The organism is Roseibium sp. AWQ4_290 (genome assembly GCF_056160985.1).
Genome location: NZ_JBSWYG010000006.1, coordinates 43,614 through 63,262, shown reverse-complemented (window position 1 = coordinate 63,262; position 19,649 = coordinate 43,614). Strand labels below are relative to the sequence as shown.

At 61.1% G+C, this 19,649-nt stretch carries 19 protein-coding genes; 2 read left to right on the top strand and 17 right to left on the bottom strand.

The window, feature by feature from the left end:
* Positions 1-4 precede the first annotated feature (4 nt).
* From ACXAH0_RS07745 to ACXAH0_RS07720, 6 genes are all read right to left on the bottom strand, one after another.
* Positions 5-1,252, bottom strand: coding sequence for a bifunctional alpha/beta hydrolase/OsmC family protein (locus ACXAH0_RS07745; RefSeq protein WP_475190113.1), 1,248 nt, complete (start codon positions 1,250-1,252; stop codon positions 5-7).
* A 123-nt stretch (positions 1,253-1,375) separates the two neighbouring features.
* Positions 1,376-2,152, bottom strand: a complete 777-nt coding sequence (locus ACXAH0_RS07740; RefSeq protein WP_475183305.1) for an ABC transporter ATP-binding protein — start codon at positions 2,150-2,152, stop codon at positions 1,376-1,378.
* Positions 2,149-3,060, bottom strand: a complete 912-nt coding sequence (locus tag ACXAH0_RS07735; RefSeq protein ID WP_475183309.1) for an ABC transporter ATP-binding protein — start codon at positions 3,058-3,060, stop codon at positions 2,149-2,151. Before ACXAH0_RS07735 ends, ACXAH0_RS07740 begins: the two co-directional genes overlap by 4 nt.
* Entirely contained in the window at positions 3,057-3,992 is a 936-nt protein-coding gene (locus ACXAH0_RS07730) for an ABC transporter permease (RefSeq protein ID WP_475183313.1), read from the bottom strand. Before ACXAH0_RS07730 ends, ACXAH0_RS07735 begins: the two co-directional genes overlap by 4 nt.
* On the bottom strand, positions 3,992-5,053 hold the full coding sequence (locus ACXAH0_RS07725; RefSeq protein WP_475190111.1) for an ABC transporter permease: 1,062 nt from the start codon (positions 5,051-5,053) through the stop codon (positions 3,992-3,994). The genes ACXAH0_RS07730 and ACXAH0_RS07725 overlap by 1 nt, the downstream gene beginning before the upstream one ends.
* Before the next feature lie 134 nt (positions 5,054-5,187).
* On the bottom strand, positions 5,188-6,786 hold the full coding sequence (locus tag ACXAH0_RS07720; RefSeq protein ID WP_475183321.1) for an ABC transporter substrate-binding protein: 1,599 nt from the start codon (positions 6,784-6,786) through the stop codon (positions 5,188-5,190).
* 211 nt (positions 6,787-6,997) lie between these two features.
* On the opposite strand from ACXAH0_RS07720, the gene ACXAH0_RS07715 reads away from it, so the two are divergent.
* Positions 6,998-7,936: a LysR family transcriptional regulator gene (locus tag ACXAH0_RS07715; RefSeq protein ID WP_475190108.1), complete on the top strand. Its 939-nt coding sequence runs from the start codon at positions 6,998-7,000 to the stop codon at positions 7,934-7,936.
* Positions 7,937-7,963: 27 nt separating this feature from the next.
* On the opposite strand, the gene ACXAH0_RS07710 is transcribed toward ACXAH0_RS07715, so the two are convergent.
* The 9 genes from ACXAH0_RS07710 to ACXAH0_RS07670 all read right to left on the bottom strand — a co-directional run bounded on the left by ACXAH0_RS07710 (position 7,964) and on the right by ACXAH0_RS07670 (position 17,161).
* Positions 7,964-8,467, bottom strand: coding sequence for a cytochrome c-type biogenesis protein (locus tag ACXAH0_RS07710; RefSeq protein ID WP_475190105.1), 504 nt, complete (start codon positions 8,465-8,467; stop codon positions 7,964-7,966).
* A gap of 5 nt (positions 8,468-8,472) precedes the next feature.
* Positions 8,473-10,461 carry a heme lyase CcmF/NrfE family subunit gene (locus ACXAH0_RS07705; RefSeq protein WP_475183331.1) on the bottom strand — a complete coding sequence of 663 codons (1,989 nt, stop codon included), beginning with the start codon at positions 10,459-10,461 and terminating at the stop codon, positions 8,473-8,475.
* Between the two features lie 205 nt (positions 10,462-10,666).
* Complete coding sequence (gene ccmE / locus ACXAH0_RS07700; RefSeq protein WP_475183336.1) at positions 10,667-11,116, bottom strand: cytochrome c maturation protein CcmE; 450 nt, start codon at positions 11,114-11,116, stop codon at positions 10,667-10,669.
* A 57-nt stretch (positions 11,117-11,173) separates the two neighbouring features.
* The gene (gene ccmI, locus ACXAH0_RS07695) at positions 11,174-12,328 is read right to left on the bottom strand and encodes a c-type cytochrome biogenesis protein CcmI (RefSeq protein ID WP_475190104.1); all 1,155 of its coding nucleotides are present in this window, start codon (positions 12,326-12,328) and stop codon (positions 11,174-11,176) included.
* Positions 12,329-12,415: 87 nt separating this feature from the next.
* Complete coding sequence (locus ACXAH0_RS07690; RefSeq protein WP_475190103.1) at positions 12,416-13,894, bottom strand: hypothetical protein; 1,479 nt, start codon at positions 13,892-13,894, stop codon at positions 12,416-12,418.
* Between the two features lie 107 nt (positions 13,895-14,001).
* Entirely contained in the window at positions 14,002-14,439 is a 438-nt protein-coding gene (locus tag ACXAH0_RS07685; RefSeq protein WP_475183348.1) for an RT0821/Lpp0805 family surface protein, read from the bottom strand.
* Positions 14,440-14,732: 293 nt separating this feature from the next.
* Positions 14,733-16,160, bottom strand: a complete 1,428-nt coding sequence (locus ACXAH0_RS07680) for an ATP-binding protein (RefSeq protein WP_475190101.1) — start codon at positions 16,158-16,160, stop codon at positions 14,733-14,735.
* Positions 16,150-16,818, bottom strand: coding sequence for a response regulator transcription factor (locus ACXAH0_RS07675; RefSeq protein WP_475190100.1), 669 nt, complete (start codon positions 16,816-16,818; stop codon positions 16,150-16,152). Before ACXAH0_RS07675 ends, ACXAH0_RS07680 begins: the two co-directional genes overlap by 11 nt.
* A gap of 88 nt (positions 16,819-16,906) precedes the next feature.
* Positions 16,907-17,161: a PepSY domain-containing protein gene (locus ACXAH0_RS07670; RefSeq protein WP_475183358.1), complete on the bottom strand. Its 255-nt coding sequence runs from the start codon at positions 17,159-17,161 to the stop codon at positions 16,907-16,909.
* A 161-nt stretch (positions 17,162-17,322) separates the two neighbouring features.
* On the opposite strand from ACXAH0_RS07670, the gene ACXAH0_RS07665 reads away from it, so the two are divergent.
* Positions 17,323-18,102: a DUF1194 domain-containing protein gene (locus ACXAH0_RS07665; protein WP_475183362.1), complete on the top strand. Its 780-nt coding sequence runs from the start codon at positions 17,323-17,325 to the stop codon at positions 18,100-18,102.
* A 29-nt stretch (positions 18,103-18,131) separates the two neighbouring features.
* On the opposite strand, the gene ACXAH0_RS07660 is transcribed toward ACXAH0_RS07665, so the two are convergent.
* Together ACXAH0_RS07660 and ACXAH0_RS07655 are read right to left on the bottom strand one after the other, a co-directional pair.
* On the bottom strand, positions 18,132-18,821 hold the full coding sequence (locus tag ACXAH0_RS07660; protein WP_475183367.1) for a helix-turn-helix transcriptional regulator: 690 nt from the start codon (positions 18,819-18,821) through the stop codon (positions 18,132-18,134).
* Positions 18,822-18,988: 167 nt separating this feature from the next.
* Positions 18,989-19,357: a VOC family protein gene (locus ACXAH0_RS07655; protein ID WP_475190097.1), complete on the bottom strand. Its 369-nt coding sequence runs from the start codon at positions 19,355-19,357 to the stop codon at positions 18,989-18,991.
* Positions 19,358-19,649: the final 292 nt, after the last annotated feature.

The following is a 19,649-nucleotide window of genomic DNA, read 5'->3' as shown; positions in this document are numbered from 1 at the left end:
CGTTTCAGCCTTTAGGCTGCGGGTCCACCTCGCGCGTGACAACTGCCGCGCCCGTCTCCAGCGTCCGGTGCACCGGGCATCTGTCTGCAATTTCCAGCATCCGCTGACGGGTTGCCGCATCCAGATCCCCCTCCATAGTGATCAGCCGCTCGAACCGGTCGATCCGGCCGCCCCGTTCCTTCTGGTCCTCGCTGCATGCTTCGCAGTCGGCCGCATGCACCTTGCCATGCAGCACGCGCGTTCCGATCCGCTCAACATCGAGGCCCTTGCGGTCCGCATACATGCGCAAGGTCATCACTGTGCAAGCACCAAGGGCGGCCGATAGAAAGCCATAGGGCGACGGCCCGCTGTCAAACCCGCCAACGGCCACCGGCTCGTCGGCCAGCAGCCGGTGCGGTCCCGTGACCACCATGGCCTGATAGGTGCCCTGCCCTGTTTCCAGCACCTCAACGCCCTCTTCTGCTGCGCTGCTCCGGGCTGGCCGCTCCGGCTCCAGATACCCGCTCGCCCAGCCTGCAATCACGCGGGCTGCGTAGGCGGCATCCTCGCTCCGGGTCAGCAGATGGTCCGCCTTGTCAAGGGAAACGAAACTCTTGGGATGTTTGGCCGCTACAAAGAGGCTGGTTGCATTGTCGATCCCCACCGTCTCGTCCAATGGCGCATGCAGAACCAGCAGGGCCTTGCCAAGGGCGGCCACCCGGTCGCGGACCGAATGTGTTTCAAGATCCTCCAGGAATTCCTTGCGGATGGTGAATGTGCGCCCGGCCAGATCCACCGTCCCGGCTCCGGTCTTGCGGATCTCTTCGACCGATCCCTTGAAATTGTGCAGAACATGATCCGCATCCGCCGGCGCCCCGATCGTGACGACAGCCCGTGCTTCGGGAACGCTCGCGGCCACGGCCAGCATGGCGGCCCCGCCCAGGGAATGACCTATCAGAAGCTGGGGGGCCTGATAATGCTCCCGTAAGAAGGCGGCGGCAGTCTTCAGATCCTCAAGATTGGAGGAAAACCCGGTTGAGGAAAAATCTCCGCCGCTGCCGCCAAGTCCGGTAAAATCGAACCGCAGCACCGCAATGCCTTCAGCAGCCAGTGCTCCGGCAATATGCCGGGCGGCCGGAATGTCCTTTGAACAGGTGAAGCAATGGGCAAACAGGGCAAATGCCTGGATCTGTCCGGCGGGCAGGTCAAGCCGTGCCGCAAGCTTCGCTCCGTTGGCCCCGTCAAATTCCAGTTTCACCGCGCGCTTCGCCATGCCTTTTTCCTCCGGCCCGCTTCCTCGAAGAGGTAATACATAGCGCAGCGCATGCAAGTCACGGATTGGTGTGGCGGGAGTGAATCACACCGTCCGGCGGAGCTTGCCGTAAACCCGTGCGGCTCAGGCAAAGTCCTTGAAGCTTTCCAGCGCGGCCCGATCATACCCTTGAGACGCTGTCCAGAGCTGGCGTGTATAGGCATGGGCAACGTTGCCGGTGCGCATCTGGTCTTCGCTCATTTCCTCCACCATCTCGCCCCGGTTCATGACGGCGATCCGGCTGCACAGATGGCCGACCACCGCCAGATCATGGCTCACCATGATGTAGGTCAGGCCATGGGCTCTTTGCAGGTCGGACAGGAGGTTCAGGATCTCGGCCTGAACGGAAACGTCAAGCGCGCTGGTCGGCTCATCGAGCAGGATCACCCGAGGCTCCAGAATAAGCGCCCGGGCAATGGCCACCCGCTGGCGTTGGCCGCCGGAGAGCTGATGCGGAAACCGGAACCGGAATTCAGGGCCAAGCCCGACTTCCTTCAGGATCTTCAGAACCCGTTCTTCCCGGTTGCCGAGCCCGTGGATCACGAGCGGTTCGCCGAGGGTGTCATCCACCGTGCGCCGGGGATGCAAGGAACCGTAAGGGTCCTGGAACACCATCTGCATATGTTTGCGCGAGGCAATGCTGCGCTTGGGGCTCAGGGCGCTGCCCTGAATGGCGATGCGGCCCGTCCAGTGGGAATAGATCCCGACCATGGCGCGCAGCACGGTCGATTTGCCGGAGCCCGATTCCCCGACAATGCCGTAGCTTTCCCCTTCCGCCACCTTGAAGGAGACGTTCCGGACCGCGCGAATGTGGGTTTTGCCGGTGCCGAAGGCCAGCTCGAGATTGCTGACTTCGATCATGGCGTGCCCCCTTCCCCGGTCGCAGCCGGGCCGGACAGCCAGGCCGGATCACGCTTGAGCACGGGCAGCGCCTCGTGTTTGCCATCCAGACGCGGCAGGCAGTTCAATAAGCCCCTTGTATAGGGATGTTGCGCCTGATCCAGATGCCGGGCATCCAGGCTTTCCATGATCCGACCGCCATACATGACCAGCACCCGGTCGCAGAAACTGGATACCAGGGTCAGGTCATGGCTGATCAGAACCAGTCCCATGCCCCGCTCGCGCACCATGTCGTCCAGCAGCGCCAGCACCTGCATCTGCACTGTCACATCCAGCGCCGAGGTGGGTTCATCAGCGATCATCACCTGCGGATTGGTGATCAGCATCATGGCGATCATGATGCGCTGGCCCATACCGCCGGACACCTGATGGGGAAACAGGGAATAGACCTTGTCCGGCTCCCGGATGCGCACGGTTTCCAGCATGGCCAGCGCGCGGGCCCGGGCTTCCTTTCGGGAGACCTTCTCATGGCGGCGGCAGGATTCGGCAATCTGCGCGCCGACCGTCAGCACCGGATTGAGGGAATATTTCGGATCCTGCATGATCATGGAGATGCGCGAACCGCGTATGCCCCGCATGGTCTTGTCGCTGGCACTCATCAGATCCATGCCGTCAAAGGTCATGCGTTCCGCCTCGATGGCGCCATTGCCGGCGGTCAAGCGCAACAGTGCCCGGCCGGTCTGGGATTTTCCGGAGCCAGACTCCCCGACAATGCCAAGCCGTTCCCGGCCAAGATCGAAGCTGACGCCGCGCACCGCATGAACCGGTCCCTTGGGCGTTGAAAAGCGCACATGGAGATCGCGCACCGAAATCAGGGGGGCTTCGCTGGTATCCGGATGGCCGGGCACTGTCATGGCTTGTTCGCTCATTGTTGTTTCCCTCCCGAACTGCGCGGATCCAGCACGTCCCTGAGACCGTCGCCCAGGAGGTTGAAGCCCAGCGAGACCACTAGGATCGCAATGCCGGGAATGGTCGGCACCCACCATTGGTCCAGGAGGAAATCCCGTCCGGAGGCGATCATCGCCCCCCATTCAGCCAAGGGCGGCTGGGCCCCCAGCCCGAGAAAGCCAAGACCGGCGGCGGTAAGAATGATCCCGGCCATGTCGAGCGTCAGCCGGACAATGGTCGAGGACAGGCACATGGGCATGATATGCGCCACCAGAATGCGCAGCTTGGAAGCGCCCATGATCTCGGCCGCCATAATGAACTCGCTGTTGCGCAGCGTGAGTGTTTCCGCACGGGCCAGCCGGGCATAAGGCGACCATGTGGTGAGCGCAATGGCCAGCACCGCGTTTTCCAGCCCAGGCCCCAGAACCGCCACAAAGGCCAGCGCCAGGATCAGGCGCGGAAAGGCCAGGAAAATATCGGTGATGCGCATCAAGGTGGCATCAACCAGACCGCCGAGAAGACCGGCCGTGGTGCCGATGATCAGCCCGATGGGCATAACAATGATGGACACCAGAAAGATGATGTAGAGCGTTACCCGGGAGCCCCAGACAATCCGGGCGAAAATGTCCCGGCCGAGTTCATCGGTGCCAAACCAGTGTCCGGCACTGGGCGGGGCCAGCCGGTTGGCAAGATCCTGCGTGGTGCCATCGCCGCCCGCCAGAACGGGCGCAAACAGGGCGACGAGGCAGAGAAACAGGACAATTGCCAGACCGAGCATGGCAATTGGATTGGCGCGAAAGGTCAGCCAGCCAAGATAGATACGCTGGCAGCGGGCCTGAAAGGCGGTGGCGGGCGTATCGGCAAGCAGCCAGGAGGCTGCGCCGGACTTTGGGTCAATTGCGCGGTCTGTCATCACTTCGCCCTTGGGTCGGCAATCCGGTAGAGCATATCGGACAGCATGTTGATGAAGACGAAGGAGATCCCGACCACAAGCGTGCCGCCGATTACCGCATTCATATCCGCGTTGAACAGCGAATTGGTGATGTATTGGCCGATCCCCGGCCAGGCGAAAACCGTTTCTGTCAGCACGGAGCCTTCCAGAAGACTGGCATAGGTCAGGCCGATAATGGTGATGAGCTGCACCAGCACGTTTCGGAAAGCGTGATACCAGATCACCGTGCCTTCCTTCAGCCCTTTCACGCGGGCGGTGAGCACATATTCCTGATTGAGCTGATCCAGCATGAAAGAGCGGGTCATCCGGGCGATATAGGCCAGCGAATAGACCGCCAGCATGGAGGCTGGCAGGATGACGTGGGACAGCGCGTTGTGAAAGACGTCCCATTCCCCGGCCAGGGCTGCGTCGATCATGATGATGCCGGTCACCGGATCGACAATCCCGTCATAGAAGAAATCGATCCGGCCGGGTCCGGCCACCCAGTCGAGTTTGGCATAGAAGATCAGCAGCGCCACCATGCCCAGCCAGAAGATCGGGATGGAATGGCCGATCAGGCCAACAATGCGCACAATGTGATCAATCAAGGTGCCCTGGTGGACCGCTGCCAGCACGCCGGCCGGAACACCGATCAGCACCCCGGCAATCGTCGCGATGGTGGCCAGTTCCAGGGTGGCAGGGAAAAAGCGCTTGATGTCCTCGATGACCGGCTGTCCAGTCATCACCGACGTGCCGAAGTCCCCACGCAGAATACCGCCGAGGAAAATCAGATATTGCTGCCAGACCGGCTTATCGAGGCCGAGCTGGATGAACATGGCATCATAAACCTCCTTGGAGGCCCTGTCGCCGACAATGGCGACGACCGGATCATTGGGCATGATGCGGCCAATGATGAACGTGACTGCGGTCAGACCGATAAAGGTGAGAGCCAGCATGACGAGGCCACCGCCGATCTTTCGCGCCACATCCCAATAGGGGCCGAAATCGACTGTGGAGCGCTCCGCTATGGACCTGTCGCTCATTCAGGACGAATCCCTTGATTTTTCTTGGTATTTCAAAAGGCGCATGGCACAGCGCCGTCAGCGCGGCCTTGCGCCTCCCTGTCAGACAGCCGCCCGCGGCCTCCTCAAGCAAGCAGCGGGCGGCTGGAACGGTGTTATTTGGTGACCGTCTTGTAATAGGCCTGATCGGACGTCACACCATTGACGAAGCCCTCGACATTCGAGCGCTGACCAAAGGTGCCGATGGCCTGGAACATGATGGTGAAGGGCGAATCCTCCTGAACCATTTTCTGCAGCTTGGCATAGATGGCTTCCCGCTTGGCCGGGTCGGATTCTGCGGCGGCCTGATCGGTCAGCTCCGTCAGCCCGTCTGCCGGCCAGGCGTTGCGCCAGGTCAGCTTTCCGGTGAGCTTGGCTTCAAAGCTGTTGTCAGGATTATGCGCAAAGGCATCGGCGTTGGAATGCGGATCGGAATAGTCCGGACCCCAGCGCGCCACGATCAGCTCATGCTTGCGAGCCCGGTATTTCGGCCAGAGTGTCGCGCCGTCGGACAGGATGATCTCGGAGTCGATTCCAAGCTCCTTCAGACTTGCCTGAACACTCTGGGCCACTTCCTTGAACGGAGACTTGTTGAGCGTATCGATGGTGATCTTGGTGCCCGGCTCAATGCCAGCATCAGCGATCAAAGCCTTGGCCTTTTCCATATTATGACTGTAGGGGGTGTCCGTTGCCGCAGCCCACATGCCGGACGGCCAGAAGTTCTGATGGATCTTGTACTGGCCATCCAGAAAAGAGCCGACCATGCCATCATAGTCGACCATGTATTTCAGCGCTTCGCGCACCTGCGGCTTCGACAGAACCGGGTGTTCCATGTTGGTCGCCAGATACATCAGATAGCCCTTGGGGTAGCTCTCGGCGGACACATCCGGATTGCCCGCAAGCCCTTTCAGCTGATCGGCGGTCAGTTCCATCGCCGCATCAACATCACCCTTTTCCAGCAGCAGGCGCTGCGCGGAGGGTTCTGCCACATGGCGGATCACCACCCGGTCCATGGCCGGCTTGCCCTGCCGGTAGCCGTCAAAGGCTTCCAGAATGACCACTTCATTCGCCTTCCAGGTCTTCAGCTTGAATGGGCCGGAGCCGGCAGAGTGATCCTTCAGCCAGCCATAGCCCATATCGCCGTCGACCTCGTGAGCCTGGACCTCCTTCATGTCGACAATGTTGGCGACACCGGAGGAGAGCAGGTTCAGGACCAGCGCGGGCGACATGTCGGACAGGATGTTGATTTCCACCGTGCTGTCATCAACCGCAACGACTGCCTCATCCACATTGTCCGCTGTCCAGCCGATCTGCTTGATGATGAAGGCCGGGGTCTTGTCCAGCTTCACCGCACGGCTCAGAGAATAGGCCACATCCGCCGCCGTCACCGGATTGCCCGAATGGAACGTCAGGTCCGGACGCAGCTTGACGGTGATCTTCTTTCCGTCATCTGAGAATTCGTAAGATTCCGCGATGCCCCCGACCAGTTTGGTCAGGTCGTCCGGCTCGAACAGGAACAGCCGCTCATACAGGTTGGCAACAATCCGCCCACCTGTGAATTCGAAGGTTTCTGCCGGATCAAGCGTGATGGCGTCAGCCGTGTTGCGCGCAATAACAAACGTGTTTGCCGGTGTTTCCGCCAGCGCCGGAAAGGCAACGGAGGTTGCCAGAAGGGCTGCAAGCGAAAGACTTTTAAGAACTGGTGTCAGTTTCACGATCATTCCCCCTTTGGAACAATTCGGATGGAATTAAACCGGGACTTGCCCGGAAGGTCCGATGCGGTTCCGTTTCGTTACTTGAACGGAATTTTTCGCATATCGTGAAAGCTTATATCGATTGCTTGAATTCAACCAACAGCGTTGTTATGCAAATTTTGCATAGAGTTTTGCCCTGCTCAGTTTTTCAGCATTACCCCGGAGCTGCCCCATGGACACAAACTGGCTTGCCGATTTTCTGGTTCTGAGCAAAAGCGGCAATTTCTCAAGGGCCGCTGACGAGCGCAACATTACCCAATCCGCCTTCAGCCGCCGGATCAAGGCCCTGGAAACCTGGCTGGGCACGGACCTGTTCGACCGCAGCAGCTATCCGGTCACCCTGACGGCGGAAGGCGAACAGTTTCATGCGACCGCGCAGAATGTCCTGAAAGAGCTGGAAATCAACCGGGTCGAGTTTTTGCGGCGTAAATCCGGTTCCAAGCCGGACCTGCGCCTGGGCGCCTCCACCTCCCTTGCCCTCAGCTTCATTCCCGAATGGCTGAACCAGATTCACAAGGCCTGCGGCGCCTTCACGGTCTCGCTCGACACTTATGACTTCTATGAAATGATCGAATTGCTGGGCGACCGGAAGATGGATCTGGTGGTGCTGTATTATAAGCCAGAAGTTCCGGCATTTTTTGAGCATCAGGCCTTCGACGCGATCAAATTGGGCGAAGACACTATGCATCTTTGTACTGCCCTGAGCGCGGATGGCAAGCCGGCATTTGACATTGACGCCCCGCCCGAAGGAGGGCTGGAATATATCGGCTATGGCCAGACCGGCTATTTTTCCCGAGTGGAGGACCTGCTTTTTGCGGCGATGACCCCCCAGGATCCAAAATTTGTCTGCACCTCCCAAAGTGGCACATGCGAATTCATGAAACAGCTGGCGCTGATGCAGCAGAACATGCTCTGGCTGCCCGCCTGCAGCGCCCATGAGGGGGTGCGACGTGGCCAGTTTGCCCTGGCAGGAAACGGGCGCTATGACACGCCCCTTGAAATCTGGGTTTACAAGAACCGCGACGACGCGTCCCAGCTGGTGGAGACGATCTGGGCCCATTTGAAATCCAATCCCTGCACCGGCCATCTTGAGCGGCTGCGGCTCTCTTAAAAAACGCGGCTGCAGGCTTGCGCGGCCCTAGGCCGGACCGGTGCCGTCCTGTTTCTCCAGCAGGGCCTTGAGGCGGTCTTCCTCTTCTGCTGTCAGAGGTACCGCCCCGGATGCAGAGACCTGCCAGTCCGTCCGGCGGGCGCGGTTTCGAAGCGCAAGACCAATTGCGATGAGCCCGGCCAGGAGTGCGGCAGGCCCGGCAGCCCACAGGATCAGCGTGTGCCAGGCCATGCGCGGCTTCAGCAGCACAAATTCCCCGTAGCGGGACACAAGATAATCGATGACCTGGGCATCGCTGTCCCCCGCCACCAGCCGTTCGCGCACCAGAATGCGCAGATCCTTTGCCAGCGGCGCATCACTGTCATCGATCGACTGGTTCTGGCAGACCATACAGCGCAGTTCCGCCGAAAGCGCCCTGGCCCGCGCCTCCAGCGACGGGTCGCTCAAAACCTCGTCCGGCGCCACGGCGCGGACCGGTCCGCTCAAAATCGTGACAAGAAGCACCAGGCTCATCAGCAGCATCCGGGTCATCTTGCTCACTCCGCAGGGGCCAGGTTGCGGGCCGCCTTGCGCGCGGCCGGTTTGGGAGCGCCGATGCGCAGCCTGCGGTCCGCCATGGAAAAAACCGCCCCGATGGACATGATCACGCAGCCAATCCAGATCAGGGTGATCAGTGGCTTGAAATAGACCCGCACATCCACTGCACCGTCTCCGCGCCCCTCGCCCAGAGACAGATAGAGCTGGGAAAAGCCGGTGGTATGGATGCCAGCTTCCGTTGTCGGCATGCGCCGGGCCGTATAGACGCGTTTGGAGGGCTCGAGTTCAGCCACGAAAGCCCCGCCCTCGCGGATGGTGAAGTGGCCGACATCTTCGGTATAATTCGGCCCCTGGCGAGGGGCTCCGCCATCGAAAGTCACCTGATATCCGGCCAGATCGACCGTATCGCCCGGGCGCATGGTCTCGATCCGCTCTTCCTGAAAGGCCGAGGCGGTGACGATGCCCAAAACCGTGACGCCAATGCCGAAATGCGCCAGTGCCGCGCCCCAGGCGGACCCAGGCAGGCCCGCCAGCCGCGCGGCCGCACGTTGCAAGCCTATCTCGAAAATCTTCACCCGGGTTAGAATTTCGCACACCGCCCCGGCCATGACCCAGACAGCCAGGCCAACGCCGAGCGGTGCCAGTACCTTCTCCATCCCCCAGAGCCAGAATGTGAACAGGGTGAGAATCAGGGCGAGCGCGAAAGCGGCGTACAGGCGCTGGCAGGCAGCCAGCAGATCACCGCGTTTCCATGACAGAACCGGCCCGAAGGGGACCGCCAGCAGCAATGGCACCATCAAAGGCCCGAAGGTGAGATTGAAGAACGGGGCGCCCACGGAGATCTTCTCACCGGTTACCGCATCGAGGGCCAGCGGATAAAGCGTTCCAACAAAGACCGCCGCACAGGCTGCGGTCAGAAACAGATTGTTGAAGACCAGACCGCCCTCCCGGCTGATCGGCGCGAACAGTCCGCCCTGTTTCAACATGGGCGCGCGCCAGGCATAGAGCGCCAGCGACCCGCCGATGAAGAGGCACAAAAGACACAGGATGAAAACACCGCGCGCCGGGTCGGTGGCAAAGGCATGAACGGACGTCAGCACCCCGGAGCGCACCAGGAACGTGCCCAGCAGCGACAGGGAGAAGGTGAAGATGGCCAGCAGCACCGTCCAGACCTTCAGCGCTTCGCGCTTTTCCATTACGATGGCCGAATGCAGCAGGGCGGTTCCGGCCAGCCAGGGCATGAAGCTGGCATTCTCGACCGGATCCCAGAACCACCAGCCACCCCAGCCCAGTTCGTAATAGGCCCAGTAAGAGCCCATGGCGATTCCCAAGGTCAGGAAACACCAGGCCAGCAGCGTCCACGGCCGGACCCAGCGGGCCCAGGCCGCATCCGTACGGCCCAGAATCAATGCGGCTACGGCAAAGGAAAATGTGATCGAAAACCCGACATAGCCCACATAAAGCAGCGGCGGATGGATGGCGAGGCCGATGTCCTGAAGGATCGGATTGAGATCCGCCCCTTCCAGAGGCGGGTTCAGAACCCGGGTGAAAGGGTTGGAGGTGGCTAGCAGAAACAGCAGAAAACCGGCCGTGACCCAGGCCTGAACGGCAAGGGTTGCCGCCTTCAGGTCCGAAGGAAGGTTGCCCCCGAAGAGACCAACCAGCGCCCCGAAAAACACCAGGATGAGCACCCAGAGCAGCATGGAGCCTTCGTGGTTGCCCCAGACACCGGTAAATTTGTAAAGCAGCGGCTTTGCGGAATGGGAGTTCTCGACCACGTTCAGGACTGAAAAGTCCGACGCCAGATAGGCGGCGGTCAAGGCCGCAAACGAAATCAGCACCAGAACGAACATCATGACCGACACGGGCGGGGCCACAGCCATCAGCCGCCCTTGTCCCGAAAGCGCGCCCCACAGGGGCAGCACCGATTGCAAAAGGGTCAGCGCAAAGGCAAGCACCAGTGCATAATGTCCCAGTTCTACGATCATGTCGCGTCCCGTCCTCATTCGAAAAGGCGATGGCCCCGCTGCCGGTCCGGCAAGAGGTGCCCGCCTCTGTATCACGCCCCTGCCAGGCTTTCTGGAACAACTCCAGAGCGTGTCGCGTTCATCCGCTGTCAAACTGCTTTGTCTTTTACGGAGAAATCTCTGATTTCAAACAGCAAAAGGCAAATCCGATAAAACGCAACTGGCTTTAGTTGGCCCGGCCCTCTTCCCCCTGCCAATGGCCCTGATCCTTCAGGGCTTCGGCCACTTCCTTGGGCATATAATTCTCGTCATGCTTGGCAAGCACACTGTCGGCCATGAACACCCCGTCCGAGCCGATGATGCCTTCGGTCACCACCCCCTGGCCCTCGCGGAACAGGTCCGGCAAGATTCCTTTATAGGTAACAGCCACCGTATTCTCCATATCCGTCACCCGGAAACGGACTTCGGCATTGTCCGAGCGGACCACAGACCCTTCTTCCACAAGGCCGCCCAGACGGATGCGCTGCCCGGCCGGAATGGATTGTTGCGCGATGTCACTCGGGCTTTGGAAAAAGACGATCTGATCGTTCAAAGCCACCAGAATCAGCCCAAGCGCGACGGCCAGCACAGCGCCTGCCGATCCGATCAGGGTCAACCTTCTCTGCTTACGTGTCATGTGTTCCGTCCGGTTTTCCCGTCCGGCCGCCCTCCGGCGGCTGGACATCTCCTGCCCTTAAGAGCCACTTAGCCCCAGCGCACTGGCCGCGTCCTTGATCCGTGACAAATCCGCCGGACTGTCCGCATACGCGGTTTGCGCTGCACTCAAAGCCTCTTCAGCTTTTTCCTTCTGCCCCAATACCATGTAGGCTCGGATCAGCTGCGTCCATTCCTCAACACTGCCCCCCTCCGAGGAAAGGCGGCCGGACAGCCCGGCCACCATCCCGCTGATCATGGCAGCCCGGTCCTCCGCCGGCATGTCTTGCGCGGCCTCCACTTGGTCCCGGCTGGGCCCGGCAAGCGGCGTGTTCGGGGCCTTCTCGGCCTGCTCCGGCGTGGTCTGCCCCTTCAGGGCGGCCAGCTGCTGGCGGGCAACACCGGTCCAGGCTGCTGTGTCATCCGCATCTTTCAGGAGATCTTCCCAAGCTGCAATCGCACCGTCCGCGTCGCCGTCCTGACCGAGGGCAACCGCGAGGAAAAAGCGCGGCTTGACCGCACCCGGCGCCAGCTTGAGCGCTTCTTCAAAGGCCTGATGCGCCTCAGCCGTCACCAGGCCTTGATTTGCAACCGTCAGCGCTTCGCCCATATCCGTCAGCCAGTCCGGGTTTGGCCCCAGAATGCGCAGGGCATTGGCATAGGCCTGCGCAGACGCCTGCGGGCGGCCAAGGGTCATATAGACCGGCGCGACCACCGCCCAACCCTGACCGTCTTCCGGATTTTCAGACAGGTGGCGCTCGACACGGGCCACCAGAATATCGACTGATTGATCTTCGGCCGGGGCCTCCAGCCGGGCCTTCAGGGGCTGATCCGGATCGTCCGGTGACCCGAGCAGACCATAAAGCCCGAGCGCCAGCACCGGCAGCACGGCCATCGCGCAGATCCGGGCAACCGCCATGCCGCCACCCGCTCCCTGTGCCCGGCCGGAGGGATCTGATCTGTCATGGGCGGCGAGCAATCTGCGTGCGGTTTCCGTACGTGCGGCCTCTGCAGCCTCCGCATCAATCAGCCCCCGCTCCAGTTCCTTGTCGATGGCTTCAAGCTGTTCCCGGTAGACAGCCTCGTCTGCGCTTGTCTGCGCACCGGAATGCGATTTCGCCGGCCGCGACAGGGGAACGAGAACCGACAGGGCCGCAGCGCCTGTCAAAAGGGCGATCAGTATCCAGAAAATCATGCCGCTCTATAGACAAGGCCTTCCCGGCAAATGCAAGAGAGATCCGCTGTGACCCGCCGTCGCGGCCCACGCCGCCAACAGGCTTTTTCAGCCCTGGCCGAGCGCGCTTTTCACCAGTCGGCGCTCCGGCCCGGACACGGGCGGAGGCGAGCCATCCGGGCCATGTCCGGCAGCCTTGGTCACCGCCGCCTGGCGGCTGCGTCTTAACTGAGCGGCATAATCGGCGCCAAAATAGATTTCCGACAGCATCACAGCGACATCCACTGCGGACAACTGGGCCAGAACGTCCCGGCCCCGGGCCTTGCCCAGATCCGTCATCAGGGTCCGGGTCAGAAGTTCAAGTGTCTGCTCTATACTTTGCCGAGTCTGCTTTTCCACTTCGCTGACCGCCAGCGTTTCGGATGCACCGCGGGCCATCATCAAAACACGCAAGATGCGCACCGCCTCGTCAATGGCCGCCTGGTCCTGCTCAAACTGGCCGTCCTTGTCGAGTCTGGGCACCTGAAGCGCTCTGCGGATCGCCCCATGAGCGCTTTTCAGCTCACGCGTCACTTCCGAGGAAATGTTGCGCTTGGTCTCCGACAGGCGCTGCTGCCAGCGTCCGGCCATGGACAGGTCCATATCCCGTTCGACCCCGCGCACCAGCGAGTGGTAATCCGACAAGGCCCGGGAGAAGGCGACCGGGTCCGGGTTGTTGTTGCGATGGTCCAGGGCCAGGATCTGCAACCGCTCCGCCTCGCTCATGACCACGTCCACAATCGGCGCAAACGGGCTGCCGGCAATCACCTTGGGGTCCAGATCCCCCGCCAGCCGGCCGGCAAAGGTGCACAGCGCTGCGGGGACTTCTGAGCGGTCGACCAGGGCGGACGCGATCAGGGGCAGATGGTCTGGAAAGCGCGACGAGCATTTGTCGACCATGCGCAAGACGTCAAAGTCATGTTTCAGGCGGTGCTCATTGATCCGGTCAGGTATGTTCTGCAGAAAAGGCACCAGCCAGCGTTCTGCCGCGAAGATCTTGTAGATATCCTTCAGCTCGGCTATGCCGCGCTCGCCCCCCAGTTCCACGGCAATCAAGCGCCGGTCCTTCTCCGAAATCTCGCTACGGTGAAGGGCTTCGCCAACGGCCTCCACGGCCCGGCTGCGCAGTGCCTGCACCAGGGCATCCACCCGTTCTCCACTGACCGCATTGCTACCGGCCTGGTCCAGGACCGTCTTGACCTCGTTCGGGATGACATCCCGGCCGAGCCACTTCCAGACCCGCTCGATCATCGCCCGGTTGATCCGCCCTTCCTGACGCACCGGCAAGGTTTCGCTGATCAGAAAACTGTCAAGCGGAGCAAAAAACAGTCTTTGGACCTGGGCTTTGCGGTCGGGGCCACCCAGATCCGCAGGCTTGACTTTCGGGATAAGCGCGGCAGCCGCAGCCAGAACCAGATTGAGATGGGGGTCGGCGTTCTTGCGCACCTTGGCCTGTTGCAAATTACTGACCAGCGCCTCAACCGCTTTAGGGCTGAGACTGCGCAAATAGGTCTGAATTTTACTCTCAAGCTCGTTTGAGTAGGTCATTCAAGGGGTCAACGCCGCGATCCGAATCCGACCCATGATACGGTCAGAAGGATTAAACAATTGTTGAGTTTAAACGCAGCGACATCAAAGGCTTTTACTGGAATATCTTAGCCGATAACTGTCCAGTCGCCACGGCCGGTTTCACAGGCCGTGCCCCTCGCCTTAAGCGTGCGCCCCTTGAAGATCATTTCATGTGTGAATTCCCGGCAGCGTGTCTCGTTCACGGTGTAGACCGGCCCCGGCCGGACATGGCCGCTGCGGCCTGTCCGGTCATTCTGCCAGGCCACCGACACCCCGACGCCCCGGGCCCGCAAGGCCCGTTTCTGCGCGTCTTCGGCAGCACGCCGGTCCGCCGCATCAAGCGCATTGCCGAATTCATTGTTCACCAGCACGGAAATGGCCGTGTTGGCCTCGGAGCGGGCCGTGTTCGCGCTCGGATCGCCAAAGGATGATCCCCAGCCTCCGCTTCCACTGCCCCCGGATGTCATGGAGCATCCGGCCAGAAGACCGGCAAAAGCAACACATTTGGCATTGCGCAACCGCATGCTTGAAAGCTCCCGAGGGGCAAAGAATCCACGCCAGACCCGCTGACGTAAAACCGGTAATTTCAATTTGTGGCCGAACTTGGCCACACGTCGCTTTTCTAGCCGCATTTCCGTCAACGCGTCGATCAATTCTTCGTTTCTCCCCAAAGGCACCCGCCATCATTCGAGGCCGAAGCGATCCGGACCCGGTCTATAGCGTGTTGCGATCAATCGGATTTGCCTTTCGCTGCCTGAAATCGGAGATTTCAACGCAAAAGACAAAACTGTTTGAAACCATTTGCACGCGGCACACTCTAGTCCCGGGTCAGGGCCGGAAGCCGCAGCCGGGCTTGCAGGCCACCCAATTCCGAGCTGTCCAGCTCCAGTTTGCCGCCATAAAGGGCAGCCAGATCGGCCACGATTGACAGACCCAGCCCGGTGCCCGGTACGGTTTCATCAAGCCTGCGCCCGCGTTTGACAGCTTCGGCCCGCTCTTCGGGCGTCAGGCCCGGACCGTCATCTTCCACGATCACTTCAAGCATGGCCCGGTTGGAAGCGGTGCCGCTCACCAGATGCACCTTTGCCGACACTCTGGACTTCGCCCATTTGCAGGCATTGTCGATCAGGTTGCCGCTCATTTCTTCCAGATCCTGGCCTTCTCCCCGGAACCGGATCCCGGCTGCCTGATCCAGGGCAATTTCAAGGCCCTTGTCCCGGTAGATCTTCTCCATGGCGTGAATCAGACGGGCCAGCACCGGTCCGGCCTCGCAAGACACCCCGATCACCCGCCTTTGCGCCGCCATGCGGGCCCGTTCCAGATGGTGCTGGATCTGGGTTGACATGATGGCGGCCTGCTCGGTGACCTTGTTGGCCAGCACCCCTTCCCCGGCGCGCGCTTCATTGGAAATGACGGACAGCGGGGTTTTGAGCGCATGGGCCAGATTGCCCACATGGGTGCGGGCACGCTCCACAATTTCCCGGTTGGAGACGATCAGCGCGTTCAGTTCCACCGCAAGCGGTGCAATCTCACGCGGTAGCGCCTCGTCAATCCGCTCCGCTTCGCCCATGCGCACAGCGGACAGGGACTTGCGCAGCCGCGCCAGGGGTTTCAGACCGAAACGAACCTGCAGGAAAACCGCCAGGATGAGCCCGGTCCCCACAATGCACAGGGTCACGGTCACCATGCGCGCGAATTCAGCAATATCGGCCCAGAACCCGGCGGTCGCCGCACCAACCGCAATGACATAATCCGTGTCGCCAATGGAAATGCGCCGCTGCAGCACCCGCACCTCATCGCCGGTTGGCCCGACGATAAATCCGGCGCTGGTCTGATTGCCTCCGATCGGCGGGGTGTTGAGCGGATCGCCCACAAGAGATTCGGAGGCATAAAGAATACTGGGGCTGTCCGCCCGCCGGATCGTCCAGTACCAGCCGGACAAAGGCAGGGAAAACCGGGGATCTCCCCGATAGATCGGCGCTTTGGCGATTTTGACCGATGGATCGGTGTCCGCATTCGGCTCAGTCGCCAGCATTTCCGCCAGAATGGCCTTGATGTGGATCTCGAGTTGGGCGTCAAAAGCGCGTTCGCTGGCGCTCTGATAAAGGCCAACTAGAAACACTCCGGCGAGGGCGAGCGCAACCGTGGACCATATGGCAGCGACGAGGACCAGCCGGGCGGCCAGCGAACGCTGGGGCTTCGCTGGATCCGGGGCCTGCGCGCCAGCCTTTTTGTCAGGTGTCACCGGCAGCTCCAAGGCGATAGCCAAGACCGCGGATCGTCTCGATCATGTCCGAGCCGATCTTCTTGCGCAGCCGTCCCACAAACACCTCGACCGTGTTGGAGTCCCGGTCGAAATCCTGGTCATAAAGATGTTCGGTCAGCTCAGTGCGGGAAATGACCTTGCCCTGATGGTGTAGCAGATAGGACAGGAGCCGGTATTCATGGGAGGTCAGTTTGACCGGGCTGCCGTCAACCGTCACCCGTCCGGCCCGAAGGTCAAGCCGGACCGGGCCGCAGGTGAGTTCATTGGAGGCGTGCCCGGCCGCCCGGCGCACCAGCGCGCGCACCCGGGCCAGAACTTCCTCCATGTGAAAGGGCTTGGCTACATAGTCGTCGGCCCCCGCATCAATCCCGGCCACCTTGTCGGACCAGCGGTCCCGCGCAGTCAGGATCAGAACCGGCATGGTACGCCCGTCCCGGCGCCAGTTTTCCAGCACAGACAGGCCGTCAAGCGAGGGCAGACCAAGGTCCAGAACAACCGCGTCATAGGGTTCGGTGTCCCCCAGAAAATGGCCCTCCTCACCGTCATCGGCCGTGTCGACCACATAGCCGGCCTCTTCCAGTGCAGCGGCGAGCTGGCGGTTCAAATCAACATCATCTTCAACGACGAGAATACGCATGGGATCAACTTCTGACCTGAAAATATGGCAAGACCTGAGACGGGAGCCGGTGCGGGAGAACGTCAGGGGTGAGCCAGCACCTTAACGGTCACCGGCTCGCGTTGACTGTGACCTTTGTCACTTTGCCGCCCTTCAGCACAGACAGGACATAAACATATCCACCGCCTTGCTGGCAAAGCTGCGCCTTCACGATTTCGCCGCCCGCCCGCCCGGCAACGGAGCCGAGCGGCGCCGCCTTGCCACTGGCCACGGCCTCGCGCGCCTGGGACTGGGACAGGCACCCGGCCTGGGCCGGCATCACGGAGAGGGCGAAGAGAAGCAAAACGGCGGCGGTCTTTTTCACGTGACGGGTCCGGGTCAGGGGCTGCATGTCTTATGTTTGAGCAAGGTGTAGTCAATTTTTCCTGAACGCAAGCTGAACCAGCCCTTCAGCTGTCCCGTCCGCCCATTTTTGAGGCGCGGGCCAGCCTTTGCCCCCGGCCTCTGCCCTGCTAAGATCTTTCGATGTTCCGGCAGACCTTTTGCGCCTTCTGTTCTTCGGCCCTCGCGGGCACGGCCCTCCTGAGCCTCTCGACCTTGGGCCGGATGAGCCTGGAACGCATGAGCTTGGGCCGGGTCTTCGCGCTGTGTGCGGTTCTCCTTCTCACGGCCCCTTCCCCGGCCTCTTCCTGCGCACTGGCGCTCGTTCTGGCCATGGACGGGTCCGCCAGTGTCAATCCGCGTGAGCACAGCCTGCAGCTCAACGGTCTGGCCGATGCCTTGAGCGACCCGGACGTGGTCAAAGCGATTGAAACTGTGGGCGGCATCTGGGTGATGAGTTTCGAATGGAGCGGACGTTACAAGCAATTTGAGCAACTGGGCTGGCGTCCATTGACCGATATGGCCAGCGCCCGGCGTGCTGCCGCCGACCTGCGCAAGTCGCGCCGCGGGGCAGTCAATTTTCCGACCGCGCTCGGATATGCGCTCGGCCATGCATCGGTTCAACTGCGCCGCGCCCCGGTTACCTGTGACCGCAAGGTGATCGATGTGGCGGGCGACGGCATCAATAATGACGGCTTTCCGCCCCAAAGCGCCTATAAGGCCTTTGATTTTGAAAATGTAACGGTCAACGGGCTTGTGATTGCCGATCGGGACACCAGCGCCGTGCGCTACTACCACCGCAACGTCATCAGCGGTCCTGGTGCCTTTGTCGAGGTGGCTGCCAACTTCAAGGATTATGCCAGGGCCATGAAGCGCAAACTGGTCCGAGAAATTCTCGGCAATGGCCTCGCAGCGCGGAACTGACGCGTCCCGCCACCGTCCAGCCCGCCCGGTCACCGATGGTCTTTCATCTCCATGGACCGGTAGAAATCCTTCAGGGTCTTACCGGGTTCGGGGCGGAAAAGATCGCCGGTTTCGGCAATCTCCTCCATCCTGTCGAGACGGAACATGCGGAAATCCCCGCGCAGCTCGCACCAGGCCACCAGGGTCCAGACCTTGCCCCAGAACCACAGGCCCAGCGGCCGGATGATCCGCTGGGACGGCTCGCCCTTGCCATCCCGGTAGACGATGGCAAGCCGCTTGCGCCCATCGGCAGCCGCTTCCAGAAAATCGATATGGTCCCGGACCTGAGGCGTCATTTCCGGTGCGAAGGCGTGGATTTCAACCTCGCTCTGGCGCACCCGCGTCTTTTCAGGCAGCACCGCATCGATCTTGATCATGGCCTCTTCGGCGGCCCGGGCCATGGCAGCGCCGCCCCAGGCGCGGATGATGCGGGCCCCCGCAAGAAGGGCGACGATTTCGTCCCGAGTGAACATAAGCGGCGGCAGGTCATAGCCATCGCGCAGGATATAGCCGACCCCGGCCGCCCCCTCGATGGGGACGCCGGAGGCCTGCAGATCTGCGATATCACGGTAGATCGTGCGTTCGGAGACCTCCAGCCATTCGGACAATTGCCGGGCGCGCACAAGACGGCCACCGCGCAGATATTGCACGATCTGGAAAAGGCGGTCGGCGCGTCTCATGCAGCCAATCCCATCAGAAGGGTTTCAAAAGGTTCTTCATGCGTCTCGTCCTTGCGCGGCCGGTCCAAGAGCGTGTCGCGTTCATCCGGATGCAAACTGCTTGTCTTTTGCGTTGAAATCCCTGATTTCAAGCCGCGAAAGACAGATCCGATCGAACGCGATTTGCTCTATTCGGCAAACAGCCCAATGGAATTGCCGTCCGGATCAAGGCAATAGGCGAATCGGCCGACCGGAATGGCAATCGGATCCGATATTACCTCGCCGCCCGCTTTCGCTAAGCGTTCCATTGTCTCTTCCAGCGTGTCGGGACAGGCCAGATGGATGGTCGGCCCCGTTCCCCTGGGCGCAGGCGTGCCGGGGTAAAGGTGCCCAGCCCGGCCTTCGCCTTGAACCGGAAACATGGCAAAATCATTCGGGCCACCGGTCTCCAGCACAAGCTCGGTCTGAAAAACCTCATTGTAAAAGCGCATGGCCTTCTCCAGATCGGACACAGGAATCTCCGTCCAGATGGTGAAATGGTCAGGTTTGAACGTCATGTCAGTCTCCTTGGAAAATGCAACGGAGCCGACTGTAACAAAGCCCTCCTGACACCTGCCTGTCAGGAGAGTGCGCAGGAAAGAAACGCTGCCGCCGCTCCCGCGCGGACGACCAAAGAACTGCCTCTGGCACGCCTTGCTCTATGACAGTTCGCAGACAGTGTGACAGCCCGCGCCGGATGACCGAGACAAAAGTTTAACGTTACGGACAATCCAGCGTCACTCAGGCCCGCCACTCTGGGCCCCGGCTGATCCCATGGCACTGTCCCATAGAGGTGTCTCTCAAGCTCTG